This window comes from Bradyrhizobium sp. OK095 (genome assembly GCF_900109945.1).
In the GTDB taxonomy this organism is placed as follows: Bacteria; Pseudomonadota; Alphaproteobacteria; order Rhizobiales; family Xanthobacteraceae; genus Bradyrhizobium.
This window is the reverse complement of sequence record NZ_FOBX01000023.1, coordinates 32,141-44,680: the sequence shown is the minus strand read 5'-3', so window position 1 is coordinate 44,680 and position 12,540 is coordinate 32,141. Positions and strand designations below refer to the sequence as shown.

Sequence of the window (12,540 nt, the reverse complement as noted above, 5' to 3'; positions counted from 1 at the left end):
CATGATGCCACTATTGAAATATGCGCGTGAGTTCCTCCCGGAAGTTCATTCGCCCCATTTGCGAAACCGCAGTCCGAGCAGGTCGTAGCGGACACGAAGGTAGCCATCCGCGCCTTGCAGCACGGCATCCGGGGCGATCCGCTCGACCTCCTGGGCCATCACGCCGACATAGAAATTATCGTCCCAAAGATAGCGAAATCGGTAGAGGCAAATTCCGCTATCGAGACACCCGACCCGGAGAATATCGCGCTTGAGTCGCCGATCGGACGTCACGGGCGGTGGTGGTGGTGACGGTGCGGCAACTACGGCGGGCAACGGTTGCGGAGGGGGCGGTCCATTCGTGTTGTAAGACCGCTCGATCGATCTCGATGTACCCGTGTCCTGACTCTCGCCCCGGCTCTGCGACGCCGGCGCGCCGGTGGAGGATAATTTCGGCTGTGTGAAAATGATCGCGCGCTGGCGCATTGACCTCGCGAGCCCGCCATTGACGCATGCGCCACCGGCAGTCCTGCCCTCGGGGCATCGTCTTTGAGCCTGCGCCGGATCGGACATCGACAGGCCGGTGACGAATGCCGCGGCGAGAGTAAGACCGTTCCATCCAATAGTGTGTCGCGTCAAAATTTCATGCTCCCGCCCAATATCGCGATCCAGCCGCGAACGCGAAGGTCCGGCGTCAGTTCAGTGTGGTTCTCATTGATCCAGAAGTGCTCCGCGCTCGCCTTCAACGACGTCCCCTCGCTGATCGCGTACTGAGCGGAGCCCCCTGTCCCGATGCGTGTCTTTGCCGGGATGAATTGCTGCGTGACCGGATTGTAGGAATTTTGATCGCGCCGCATGTAGTTCACCATCGGCGCCACGGTCCAGTTGCCGCTCGCAAAGCTTTGCTCGAGGCGGTACCGATACACGGCGCTATTGGAGCGGAACGACTCGGGGATGACGGCCATCAGAGCCGGATCGAGAACCCTGTTCTTCTCCGCATTCGTCCATGTCGCCGTGAATGTCGTGCTCGACGATTGCGTCCATGAATATCCGGCCGTTGCGGACAATGTGTAGCGATCGCCGAGCACATAGGATGCGACGTGATCGAGGTAGGTCGTGGTTTCGTGGGCATAGGACGCCGAAGCCAGCAGGGTCAGCTTCGTCTGCTGGTAACCGAGCGATGCAGTCTGCGTTGCGATCCGGCCTGGCCCCACCAGTGTGGTTGCCTGCTCCAGATTCGCGGGATCGAGCAGCGCCTCCATACGATACCCGCCGCGCCAGGTGTAGCCGGAGCCAAATGTCAGGATCAGCGCATCCAAGATGGGGATGTTGACGCCGACGGTCGGGCCGACGTTCAATCCTTCGCCGAACGTTGCGAGATCGACGATGTCAGGATCCATCCGCGCATTTGCCGCGATGCCGTAGAGCGCTGTCGTCCCGGTGGGAAGGTTCAGGTTCATGGCGATGAAAGGCTGAAGGCCGGGAATGCCGAGATAGGTTGCTGTCCCCGAGACGACCGTATCGGTCTTGGTCGCCAACGTACCGCTCAATCCGGGCGTTGATTGCCGCGACCAGACAGAGCCGCCCTTGGCCAGCAGCTCGAGTTTCATGCTCTCAAGCGGCTGCCCGGTCGCTTGCATCGTCAGCGGTGCATAGAGCTGCGCGCCGGCGCCTGGCGATGTCGAGCCGCCGGCGGGAAAACCTCTCGTTCCGCTCCAGCTGGAATAGCGCAACTCCTGATCGGCACTCAGAGACCAGTTCGGATGCGCAGATTCCGCGGCGTTCGCGGCGGAGGAGATCGCTGCCGCACAAATGATCGCCAGCACTGCCAAAGACGGGAGCGCGTCTGAGCGTCGTGATGGAGCGTGTTTCCATCCTTCTCGAACGTGTGGGCGCGCGCGCATGGGGAGCTTACAAGGGCTACAGCCGGAATGGATCAGATCGAAGGGAGGCCGCCAGAGCCCCGGCGACCTCGCTGTTCGATACGCGGGAGCGTGGTTACGGCTTTTTGCCGTTCGCAGGCGCAGGCGGCTTCGGCGGGGGGGCGGGCTTGATTGGTGGCCCCGGGGGTATGCTCTTCCTTACTGCCGGGTCGGCCATCGACGGAGACATCCTGTAAGCCGCAGCCGGGCCTGCAGTGGTCGCAGCGAGCAACGCCGCCGCGATCATTATTCGAAGCATCATGATCCTGATTTCCTTTTTGAGTTCCGTCGGTGAGCAATCCAGAATTCCAGCCGATGACGGTCGCGGCTGCGAATCTGCTGGCCGCGCGGCTGCGCCGGTGCGGCTGTTTGGTGCCTCATGGTGACTTCTTCTGCGCAGGCGCGACCGGTTTCGCGGCAGCCGCCTGGGCTTGCGGCTGCGGGGGTGCGGCTTCGGGCGTGGCGATAGCGATCCCGAACAGTCGCCATTGTCCGGCGGCGATCTGAAACACGAGATCGAACTTGATCTGCTGCGGCTGGGTCGGAATGTAACCGGCAAGGCGCAGCATTCCGCGCGGGTCGAGCGATGGCGCTTCGGTGAATTGCGGCGGCAGCAATGCCGCACCGTACAGATCGAAATTGCGGCGCCGCAGGTCGAGAAAATTCAACCCGAGATCGGCGGCGGTATTGCGCGCCTGGAAATCGGGCGCGGCGAGATCGCGCAGCACGGTGTAATTGCCGGTGCGGTTGGCATCGTTGAGCGTCAGCAGCGTCGAACGGATCAGATAGAGCGCCTGCTCCAGCGTGACAGGCAGCGACGGCTGCGCAGGCACGGCCGCCGGCGCAAGCGTTTTCTGTTGAGCGTCCGCCGGGCCGTTGCTGCACGACAGCAGCAGCGCCAGCGCAATCAAGGCACGCGCGATCAATTGCATGGACTGGCCGCGCCCGCCTTCACCAGCCGACACGCATTCCGACACGTCCGCCCAACCCGCCGCCGTTCGTGCCATAGGTCAGGCCGCCGCTGGCCTGCACATGCTCGCTGACGCGGAGCGCGGCGCTCATGGAGAGCGCATTGGTGTTCTGGAACGTGCCCCAGTTCGCGGTGACCGCGATTTTCTCGGACGGCATTAGCCACGGCGAGCCGGACATCGCAAAAGCCATCGCAACACCGTTGATCGCCTTGCCGGTCTTGCCGTCGAGCTCATTCAGGCGCGCATTGATGCCGGCGAGCTGATTGTTGATGCCCGCGATCTCGCCGGAGCTGGCGATCCCGAGCGCGGCCAGCGACGTGGAGGCGAGGTTGCCGGCGGCGTCCGTAGTGACGAGTTGCGTCGGTCCGGACTGCGCGGCCGTGCTCGCGGCCGAGGTGATGCCGCCCATCGTGTAGGTATTGGTCGCGGTGCCGAAGACCTGCTGGTTGGCGCGCGTCGCGATGGCGTCATGGCCGATCGCCGTTGAGTTCGCGAAGGTCGCCGACGCGCTGCTGCCTAAGGCGGACGAATTCGCGCCGGTGGCGTTGGCGCTATTGCCCACCGCAATATTGGAGGTGCCGTTTCCGCTCGCGTTGGCGTTGAGCCCCATGGCGACGTTGGCGCTGCCGACGCCACTCGCATTCGCGAGACCACCGGTCGCGACGTTCGCGCTGTTATTCCCGCCGGCGCTGGCTTGGCTCCCGGCCGCGATGTTGCTGCTGTTATCGCCGACGGCATTCGCGAGACTACCTGTGGCGATATTGTTGCTTCCGTCGCCATTGGCTCTGGCGATAAAGCCGGTCGCGATATTCTGGCTGGCGTTGCCGGAGGCAATGGCGCCTGCTCCGGTGGCCGTATTGCTGCTGTTGTTGCCGCTGGCGCTGGTATTGTTTCCGGTTGCGGTATTGGAGCTGCTGTTCCCGCTCGCATCGCCGAGGCCGACGGCGAGGTTGCCGCTGATGTTGCCGCTGGCGTTGGCGCCGGTCCCGATTGCGTTGTTGTTTCCGCCTGTGCCGGTCGCATCGGCGTTGGGTCCGCAGGCGAAATTGCCGTTCGATCCGGTTGCCGTCGCGCCTTGGGCGGAGGCAGCGGTATCGACGCACACGAACTGGGCCCGGGCTTGCGGAGCGTCCGCACCGGTCGCGATCGCGGCGATGAGCCCGATTGCAAGGAAAGCGGCTGCTCGCGTCCGGAATACGACTGAAATATTCATGTTTAGTCCCCCACCATCTCCCCAATTCGCCATAGGAGAGCGCGCGTCGCGGAGGGTTTGTAGGTCGAGCGCCGTCAATGCCGGCGTCAGTCGAGCGTGACAGCAGCGTGACTCTTGCTTTGCGCGACATTCAAACGACGTCAAAGCGTGTAAGGTGTGTTTCCAGGGCCACAATTGCCGTGCCGTGCATGTTAATGGAATGAGAGACAGCGTGCAGCTTCCGAGATTTGGTCTTTCGCTGTTCGGGCGCTTTGAACTGACCACAAACGACGGCGTGATCCCGTTGCCCGCCAGGAAGCTCGCTGGATTGCTGGCCTACCTGGCCTGCACAGCGCCCCACCCCCAGCCGCGAGAAAGGCTGGCGAACCTGCTCTGGGGCTCGCATTTCGAGACCCAAGCCCGGCAGAATTTGCGCCAGAGCCTTGTGCGACTACGCCGGATTTTGGGCCAGGACTCCCTTTTCAGCGACGACAACGACGTCTGGCTCGCGCCGGGCGTGATCGACTGCGATGCGGTCCGCTTCGAGAGCTTGATTGTCGAGGGAAGCCGCGCATCGCTGGCTGCGGCTGCCGATCTCCATCGCAATCCGCTGCTGACGGATTTGAACATCGAGGAAGACGCATGGTCGGAATGGCGCGACCAGCAGCGAGAGCGACTGGCAGGCCTTGCGGTCGATTCCATGGTCAGGCACGGCCAGCATGCGTTGCAATCAGGAAATGCGGAATCCGCGCTCAGGAATGCCAACCGCGCCATCGCGGTGAATGGCCTGCGCGAGGACGCCCATCGATTGATGGTCCAGGCGCTCGCCGCCACCGGGCGCAAGGCCGAAGCGCTCAAGCACTACCAGGACCTGGTCACGCTGCTCAGGCGCGAACTGAACACCGAGCCCGACGCGGTGACCCAGTCGCTCGCCACGCAACTCCGCAACGCCAAACCATCCGGCACGGCACCCCCACGTGAGACCGAGCGGGAGACCGAAGCCGTAGCTGACGCAGCACTCGACGTCGATGCGCCACCGCTATCGCTCCAGCCGGGCGGCCGTCAGCAGCGCCAGCTGACGATCATGGCTTGCCATCTCGTCGGCGCGATGCCGCTGTCCGCAGCCCGCGACCCCGAGGACGTCCATGATCAGATCGTCGCCTTCCATCAACTGGCCGCTGGTATTGCAGCGCAATTTCACGGTTTCGTTGCTCAGCACCAGGGCAATGGTGTCCTGATCTATTTTGGCTATCCCGCAGCCCGCGAGCACGATTCCGAGCGTGCCGTGCGGGCCGGCCTTGCCCTTGTCGATGCTGTCCCGACCTTGAGTGCGCCGGCCGGCGCTACGCTGCAGGCAAGCGTAGGGATCGCAACGGGCCTTGTCGTGATCGGCGAAAAACCCGGGCCCGGCGATATGCGGCAGCATGTTGCGATCGGCGACACGCCTGACCTGGCGACGCGGTTGCAGACCGCGGCCGCGCCGGGCGAGATCGCGATCGCAGCCGGCACGCGGCGGCTGCTCGGGCAATTGTTCGACACGCGCGCGCTTCCGGATCTCGAAGTCAAGGGCTTGCCACAGCCGGTGTCCGCGTGGCGGGTGCTTGGCGAGGCCGTAGGCGTCAGCCGTTTCGATGCGCGGCGCGCCGATCCATTGTCCGCCCTCGTCGGCCGCCAGGAAGAGATCGAGCTGCTGCTGCGCCGCTGGCATCAGGCGAAGTCCGGCGCGGGTCGCGTGGTGCTGATCTCGGGCGAGCCCGGCATCGGCAAATCGCGGATCGTCGAGAGTGTCCTGGCAAGGCTCGAGGACGAGCAACACAGCCGCTTGCGCTATTATTGCTCTCCACATCATACGCACAGCGCGCTCTACCCGTTCATCACCCAGATTGAGCGAGCGGCAAATTTCGAGTCGGGCAGCAGCGCGGGCACACGGATCGACAGGCTGGAAGCCGTGCTCGCGCCGGCAACGACAAATCTGCCGCTCGACGTCGCGCTCCTCGCCGAGCTTGTCGGCGTACCCATGGACGGACGCTATCCGGCCTTGACGATCAGCCCGCAGGAGAAGCGGGAGAAGACCCTCAACACGCTCCTCAATCAGCTTTCGGCCGGGGCGGCACACGTGCCCAGGCTGATCGTGATCGAGGACGCGCACTGGATCGACCCGACATCGCTCGAGCTGCTCGACGCGATGGCGGCCCGCGCCGCAAATCTGCCGCTGCTGCTGCTCGTCACGCTCCGGCCGGAATTCCAGCCGTCCTGGATCGGCCAGCCGCATGTGACGTTGCTGCCCCTCAGCCGTCTTGGCCGCAGCGACAGCGCCGGTATCATCGATGGCGTTGCCGGGGACACGCCACTCCCAGAGACCCTCGTCGAGCAGATCCTGTCGCGCACCGACGGCATACCGCTGTTCATCGAGGAACTGACCCGCACGTTGCTCGAGCAGGAGCGGGAGGGAGCGCGGACGTCGCTCGCCATTCCAGCGACGTTGCAGGCCTCGCTGGCAGCTCGCCTCGATCTGCTCGGCGCGGCGAAGGATGTCGCCTCGATCGGCGCGGCCATCGGGCGGGAATTCTCCTACGAGCTGATCGCCGCAATATCGGCGCTGCCTCCAGTGGACCTGGACGCCGCGCTTGAACGGCTGACGGCCTCCGGCCTCGTCAGCCGCCGCGGCTCGCCACCGCAAGCGAGCTACACTTTCAAGCACGCGCTGGTGCAGGATGCCGCCTATGTCACGATGCTGAGGAGCCGCAGGCAGCAATTGCATGCGGATATCGGAAGCCGCCTGATCGACAACTTCCCGCAGCTGGCCGAAAGCCAGCCCGAGATCGTCGCACATCATTTCGCCGAGGCCGGACGTGCCCGCGAGGCGAACGGCCACTGGGTCAAGGCGGGGCGGCTCGCGCAAGCGCGCTGGGCCAATCGCGAGGCGGCCAGTTTCTTCGAGCAGGCGCTGCATGGTCTCGAGACGCCGCCTCAAACCCGGGAAACGATGGAACAGGCGATCGATCTTCGCTTCGACCTGAAGAACTCACTCTTTCCGCTCGGCCAGTTCGCACGCATCATCGGCTATCTTCGCGAGGCTGAAGCGCTGGCCAGACATCTCGACGATCCCCGGCGGCTTTGCCTCGCTTCCGTTCACATGTGCCAGACGCTCAGCCTGAGCGGCAGCCCACAGGACGCCGTCACGTTCGGGCGGGATGCCCATCTTCTTGCAGAGCAGCTCGGCGATCTTTCGCTCCGTGTCTCGGCGTCGCTGTTTCTCGGGTTGGCCTGCTTCTCGACGCTGCATTACGGAGAGGCCGAATCTCACTATCTCAACGTGCTCGAGCTGCTCCAAGGCGAGCTGAGTCTGCAGCAATTTTCCCTTGCCGGGTTTCCGGCGGTCACCGCCCACGCCTTTCTCACCCGCATCTATACCGACCAAGGCAAGTTCGAGCGCGGGAGCGCTCATGGCGAGGAAGGCATCCGTCTCGCGGGGATGGTCGATCACCCCTACAGCCTCGGCATCGTCAGCTGGTGTTTTGCCGATCTGCTGACATCACGGGGAGAGCTGAGCCGCGCCGTCGTCGTGCTGAAGCGCGGACTGACGGTGGCACAAGAGTGGAATCTCCCACTTCTCGTCGCAGGCAATTCCGGAAGCCTCGGTCACGCATATTCGCTGCTGGGGCGAAGCACCGAAGGCCTGCTACTGATGGAGCAGGCGCTGGGAGCCTTCGAGAAAATGGGACATCGATTTGCCCAGGCGCTGTTCCTGTCGCCTTTGGGGGAAGCGTACCTGCTCGCCGGCCGGCAGGCGGATGCTCTCAAATCTGCCGAGCGGGCGCTGACGCTGGCCCGTGAAAACGGCCAGCGCAGCGGCGAGGCAGCCGCCCTGCGCATTCTGGGCGACGCTTCCAGCGGCGACAGCTCCCCGGACCTGGCCGAAGCCCACTACCGCGAGGCGCTCGCGCTCGCCGCCGAACTCGACCTGCGCCCGCTCTTGGCGCGCTGCCATCACGGCCTCGGAAAACTTTATCTGCACGCCGGCCGGCCGGATCAAGCCCGTGGCCAGCTCATCGCCGCAACGACAATGTACCGGACGATGGACATGCGCTTCTGGCTGGAGCAGGCCGAAGCGGAATTGAACCGGGTGCCGCACCTCGCCCAAATGTCTGAAGAGTGAGCACTCCACCGCCTGAGGTCCGAAAGAAGAGTTGGACCCTCGGCCGTTCTCGCCCCCTCGGGCAGGACAGGCGCATAGTGGCATTGTCGGGAGGCCGTGGAGTGGTCCCTCCCGCTACTCCGTATCGATATCCTCCAGCTTCACACCGCGTCCCGCGCGCAGGCTGTTCCGCTCGGCCTCACGGGATCACGAGGCAGACCCGCTCGGCGGCCCCCGCAGAAGTCCCGCTTGCTGAAGTGTCTATAGAGCCTTGAGTGCCGCTTTGACGCGGACCAACGCAGCATCGAAAGACTGCGACGAGAGCCTTTCACACTTGTAGAATGAAAGGAAAGTGAGGGAGGCCTGAGGCGCGCAGGTACGAAGTATCGCCGTTTTGAGAATGCGCCGGACGGGTTGTCGGAGCACGAGCCAGTCCACCCACCAGGGAGAACCCAAGGTCGTTATCGCGACCACTTTCTGGAGCCGACGCAGGCGCGGCTGGATGGCGCCGAGATCGGCAGCGTGGTCATACGCAATGCCGGGCGCCCAAACCCTGTCGAACCAGCCTTTCAAAATAGCTGGGGGCCCAAACCACCACGTCGGAAAGACCAACACGATGACCTCGGCCCAGAGCAGGTCCTCTATCTCTTTGGTGACCCCGGATGCGACGAACCTGCCGTAGTAGCTCGCTCGTTCGTCTGACGTGAGCAGTGGGGAGAATTGGGACCGATATAAATCGACGCGTCGACACTCGTGTTCGGCTTCACTCAGCGTGCTGGTCGCCGCATCCGCAAGCGCCTGGCAGAGACTGTTCGCTAGCGGGTGTGCCGTGACGACCAAACACCGCATGAAAGACCAGAAACCTCCGACGGACCACCGCAAAAGGCCGGCAGCCTGATGGGACGATCGTACCGAAGAGCACTCCAAGGTCAACGGCAGGCAACTGGGTGCGCCCTTGACGACTTTCCGCATCGCCTCGGCTATGAATGTCGAGCGCCCACCGAACCATGCAGGAGCACTCGCTTGCCAAGACAGAACGTCTCGTCGGGGTACGACTTCGAAGACAGATACGGATACTCGCGAGCCGTCCGCGTCGGAAACCAGGTCTTTGTGTCGGGTACGACGGCCCGCACGCTGCAACTCGGCGGCGATGCGTACACCCAAGCCAAGGCCGCGCTGGTGATCATAGCCGACGCACTGGCCAAGACCGGCGCAGGAATGCACCACGTCGTTCGCACGGTGGTGTACGTTTTGGACTTGGCCGACACCGAACATGTTGCCCGCGCTCATTCCGAGGCCTTCGATCAAATCCGTCCCGCGAGCACGCTCGTTCAGGTCAGCGCCCTCACGCCAGCTTCCGCACGGGTCGAGATCGAAGCAATGGCGATCATCCACGACTGACCATGGTTACGCTGAAATTGAGCTTCCCTACGAAATGGGACCGCAGATGCGCCGGCCCCGCCGGAGCAACGGAGCTGGTGATGCGACGAGCATTGGGCCCGTTCCTTACGGCGCTCCTCGCAGCTCTCGCTTTCGCTGCGCCGGCAAACGCGCGCCCGGCGAAATGCCTGTTTGGGATCGGCGATGCGCGCGACATCGGCTCGGTCTGCGAGTTCACGCGCAGAGACCTGCCCCCGCGCCAGTGCATCGTGCGCAAGCGCGGACGGTTGACGCCGTCCCGGCGATCATTAAATGTTGCCCATGAAGAAAATCGGATTTCTGTCCTTCGGGCATTGGACACCCTCGTCGCAATCGCAGACCCGCTCGGCCGCGGATACGCTGCTGCAATCCATCGAGCTTGCCGTTGCGGCTGAGCAGTTGGGGGCGGACGGCGCCTATTTTCGCGTCCATCATTTCGCGCGGCAGCTGGCCTCGCCCTTCCCGCTGCTGGCCGCCGTCGGCGCAAGAACCGGCACAATCGAAATCGGCACGGCCGTGATCGACATGCGCTACGAGAACCCGCTCTACATGCTGGAGGACGCAAGCAGCGCCGATCTCATCGCCGGCGGACGGCTCCAGCTCGGCATCAGCCGCGGCTCGCCCGAACAGGTGATCGACGGCTGGCGCTATTTTGGTTATAGCCCGGCCGAGGGCCAGAGCGATGCCGACATGGGCCGGCGCCACGCCGAGGTCTTCCTCGACCTGCTTCGCGGCGAAGGTTTTGCAAAACCCAATCCGCAGCCGATGTTTCCGAACCCGCCGGGACTGTTGCGGCTCGAGCCGCATGCCCCGGGCCTGCGTGAACGGATCTGGTGGGGCGCCGGCTCGAACGCGACCGCGGTGTGGGCGGCGATGCACGGCATGAATTTGCAGAGCTCGACGCTGAAGAACGACGAGACCGGCGAGGCTTTTCACGTGCAGCAGGCCGCCCAGATCCGTAGCTATCGTGCTGCCTGGAAAGAGGCCGGCCACAGCCGCGAGCCCCGCGTGTCGGTCAGCCGCAGCATTTTTGCGCTGATGGACGATCGCGACCGCGCCTATTTCGGCGGCGAGCGCGGCGGCGAAGACCAGATCGGCTTCATCGACCCGCGCACGCGCGCGATCTTCGGGCGGAGCTACGCGGCAGAGCCGGATGCACTGATCGAGCAGTTGCGGCAGGACGAGGCCATTGCGGAGGCGGATACGCTGCTGCTAACGATTCCGAACCAGCTCGGCGTCGATTACTGCGCGCATGCGATCGAGGCGATCTTGAAGCACGTCGCACCGGCGCTGGGGTGGCGGTGAGGCAATCGGCCTGTTCGCTGCGCAAGTCAGACCAGCTCTTGCCGACCCCTGATCTTCTCGAGCCACACCGCTAAACGCGGGTGGCTCGCATATCGGCCAAGATCCTTCGCCAGCCGCGCGTCCTGGTCGTCCGCTGCGTTCATCGCGCCGATCTCGCGACCGCGAGGATCAGATCGACTTCGTCGGCCCGCGCACGAGGTTGAAGCGACAAGCCCCTTGTGGCAGATTATGCCATAAGGGCTCGAACAGCGAGGACGACGATGCCGACGAGAAACGTTGTGCTGACGAAACGCCAACAGGAATTCATTGAAACCCTCGTCGAGTCCGGGCGCTATCAGAATGCCAGCGAGGTAATGCGGGAAGGACTGCGGCTGGTCGAGCAACGCGAAGCCGAGGATGCCGGCAAGCTCAAGGCGCTACGCGCCGCGGCTCGCCTTGGCGTTGGGTCATTGGAGCAAGGCGAATTCAAGGAATTCGGGACGATCGAGGACCTGCAGACCTATCTGACTGACCTCTCGGAGAAGGTCATTTCCGGAACAGCCGAATAAAGCCGCATGGCCCGGCAACAATGGCGCGTCCGCCTCGGCGCCGCCGCGGAAGTCGATTTTGCGAATATCTTGAAATGGACGACTGAGAATTTCGGATCGCGACAAGCGCGCATCTATCGGGACGTGCTGATTCAAGCGATTGGCGAGCTCGCCAAGGGCCCTGAGGTTGCAGGCTCCAAAGCCCGAGACGAGATCGCGCCGGGTCTTCGTACCCTCCACGTTGCACGACGCGGTCGGCGCGGAAGCCACTTCCTCATGTATCGCGTCGCGCCGGAGAGCACGATCGAAATCGTGCGCATCCTCCATGACAGGATGGACTTTCGACGTCACATTCCGACCGACGAGAGCGGCGCATAGTCTCCTCCCCAGCCGAGCTACGGGCCCGCATTTTCGCAGACAGGATGCTCCCCTCACCCCGCCTTCACACTCGCCTCAATCAGCAGCTTCGCCGCCGCCAGCGCCGACTGCGCGGGGCCGTCCTCCGACTGCTGGCCGGTGACGTAGACGCCTTCGATCAGCAGCAGCAAAGCGTCACCCAGCACGTTCGGGTGACGCGCCCCCATGCCGGCTGCGAGTTCGCGCAGGCGCTTGCGAAACACTTTCTTGTGCGCTTCGGCGACCTGGCGCGCCGGATTGTCGCGTGCCGGATATTCCACCGCGGCGTTGCTCAGCCCGCAGCCGCGATAGCCCTTAGCGACAGCGCGCGCCGACAGCTGGCTGATATAGGCGAGCACATGGTCGCGCGCGTTGCTGTAGGTTTTGCCGCCGGGGTGCTCGAAATTCTCCCAGAAGCTCACATCGTAATCACGCAAATAGGCGGCGGCGAGATCGTCCTTGGAGGCGAAGCTGCGATAGAGGCTCGGCTTGGTCACACCGGCCCGGTCCACCACCTCGTCGACGCCGACGGCGCGGATGCCCTCGCGGTAGAACAGCTCGCTTGCGGAGGCGCGAATCCGGTCGGCGGCCCGGAGGGGCACCTGCGCGGACGTTTGGACTTTTTTCCTCATCGGCTCCGATGCCTTCCAGATGGGCTTGACAATGTTACTGACCGGTACGTACTAATGCC

General features: G+C 64.0%; 11 protein-coding genes. 5 read left to right on the top strand and 6 right to left on the bottom strand.

Annotation, left to right across the window (positions count from 1 at the left end):
• Nucleotides 1–45: 45 nt before the first annotated feature.
• The 4 genes from BMW89_RS37625 to BMW89_RS35860 all read right to left on the bottom strand — a co-directional run bounded on the left by BMW89_RS37625 (nucleotide 46) and on the right by BMW89_RS35860 (nucleotide 4,229).
• Nucleotides 46–618 carry a tail fiber domain-containing protein gene (locus BMW89_RS37625; RefSeq protein ID WP_143062886.1) on the bottom strand — a complete coding sequence of 191 codons (573 nt, stop codon included), beginning with the start codon at nucleotides 616–618 and terminating at the stop codon, nucleotides 46–48.
• Nucleotides 615–1,805 (bottom strand): hypothetical protein, encoded by a 1,191-nt coding sequence (locus BMW89_RS35875; RefSeq protein WP_092035053.1) that lies wholly within the window; start codon nucleotides 1,803–1,805, stop codon nucleotides 615–617. The genes BMW89_RS37625 and BMW89_RS35875 overlap by 4 nt, the downstream gene beginning before the upstream one ends.
• A 473-nt stretch (nucleotides 1,806–2,278) precedes the next feature.
• Nucleotides 2,279–2,833, bottom strand: a complete 555-nt coding sequence (locus tag BMW89_RS35865; protein WP_244547779.1) for a hypothetical protein — start codon at nucleotides 2,831–2,833, stop codon at nucleotides 2,279–2,281.
• A 19-nt stretch (nucleotides 2,834–2,852) separates the two neighbouring features.
• Entirely contained in the window at nucleotides 2,853–4,229 is a 1,377-nt protein-coding gene (locus BMW89_RS35860; protein ID WP_244547778.1) for a beta strand repeat-containing protein, read from the bottom strand.
• 55 nt (nucleotides 4,230–4,284) lie between these two features.
• Between BMW89_RS35860 and BMW89_RS35855 the strand changes: the two genes are divergently transcribed.
• Nucleotides 4,285–8,223, top strand: coding sequence for an ATP-binding protein (locus tag BMW89_RS35855; RefSeq protein ID WP_244547777.1), 3,939 nt, complete (start codon nucleotides 4,285–4,287; stop codon nucleotides 8,221–8,223).
• Between the two features lie 240 nt (nucleotides 8,224–8,463).
• Here BMW89_RS35855 and BMW89_RS35850 read toward each other — a convergent pair whose 3' ends face one another.
• A complete protein-coding gene (locus tag BMW89_RS35850) occupies nucleotides 8,464–9,051 on the bottom strand; it encodes an NAD(P)H-dependent oxidoreductase (RefSeq protein WP_092035050.1) in 588 nt (195 codons plus the stop codon).
• Between the two features lie 174 nt (nucleotides 9,052–9,225).
• On the opposite strand from BMW89_RS35850, the gene BMW89_RS35845 reads away from it, so the two are divergent.
• From BMW89_RS35845 to BMW89_RS35830, 4 genes are all read left to right on the top strand, one after another.
• Nucleotides 9,226–9,603 (top strand): Rid family hydrolase, encoded by a 378-nt coding sequence (locus BMW89_RS35845; protein ID WP_244547776.1) that lies wholly within the window; start codon nucleotides 9,226–9,228, stop codon nucleotides 9,601–9,603.
• Between the two features lie 300 nt (nucleotides 9,604–9,903).
• The gene (locus BMW89_RS35840; RefSeq protein ID WP_092035048.1) at nucleotides 9,904–10,926 is read left to right on the top strand and encodes an LLM class flavin-dependent oxidoreductase; all 1,023 of its coding nucleotides are present in this window, start codon (nucleotides 9,904–9,906) and stop codon (nucleotides 10,924–10,926) included.
• Between the two features lie 260 nt (nucleotides 10,927–11,186).
• Complete coding sequence (locus tag BMW89_RS35835) at nucleotides 11,187–11,474, top strand: type II toxin-antitoxin system ParD family antitoxin (RefSeq protein ID WP_092035047.1); 288 nt, start codon at nucleotides 11,187–11,189, stop codon at nucleotides 11,472–11,474.
• Between the two features lie 6 nt (nucleotides 11,475–11,480).
• On the top strand, nucleotides 11,481–11,831 hold the full coding sequence (locus tag BMW89_RS35830) for a type II toxin-antitoxin system RelE/ParE family toxin (protein ID WP_092035046.1): 351 nt from the start codon (nucleotides 11,481–11,483) through the stop codon (nucleotides 11,829–11,831).
• A gap of 53 nt (nucleotides 11,832–11,884) precedes the next feature.
• Here BMW89_RS35830 and BMW89_RS35825 read toward each other — a convergent pair whose 3' ends face one another.
• Nucleotides 11,885–12,481, bottom strand: a complete 597-nt coding sequence (locus tag BMW89_RS35825; RefSeq protein ID WP_092035045.1) for a TetR/AcrR family transcriptional regulator — start codon at nucleotides 12,479–12,481, stop codon at nucleotides 11,885–11,887.
• Between the last annotated feature and the right edge of the window lie 59 nt (nucleotides 12,482–12,540).

What these genes read in the sequence shown, in the direction of transcription:
- BMW89_RS35865 (WP_244547779.1), bottom strand. Translation starts at nt 2,833, where the DNA reads ATGCAATTGATCGCGCGTGCCTTGATTGCGCTGGCGCTGCTGCTGTCG.
- BMW89_RS35855 (WP_244547777.1), top strand. Translation starts at nt 4,285, where the DNA reads ATGAGAGACAGCGTGCAGCTTCCGAGATTTGGTCTTTCGCTGTTCGGG.
- BMW89_RS35850 (WP_092035050.1), bottom strand. Translation starts at nt 9,051, where the DNA reads ATGCGGTGTTTGGTCGTCACGGCACACCCGCTAGCGAACAGTCTCTGC.
- BMW89_RS35840 (WP_092035048.1), top strand. Translation starts at nt 9,904, where the DNA reads ATGAAGAAAATCGGATTTCTGTCCTTCGGGCATTGGACACCCTCGTCG.
- BMW89_RS35835 (WP_092035047.1), top strand. Translation starts at nt 11,187, where the DNA reads ATGCCGACGAGAAACGTTGTGCTGACGAAACGCCAACAGGAATTCATT.
- BMW89_RS35830 (WP_092035046.1), top strand. Translation starts at nt 11,481, where the DNA reads ATGGCCCGGCAACAATGGCGCGTCCGCCTCGGCGCCGCCGCGGAAGTC.
- BMW89_RS35825 (WP_092035045.1), bottom strand. Translation starts at nt 12,481, where the DNA reads ATGAGGAAAAAAGTCCAAACGTCCGCGCAGGTGCCCCTCCGGGCCGCC.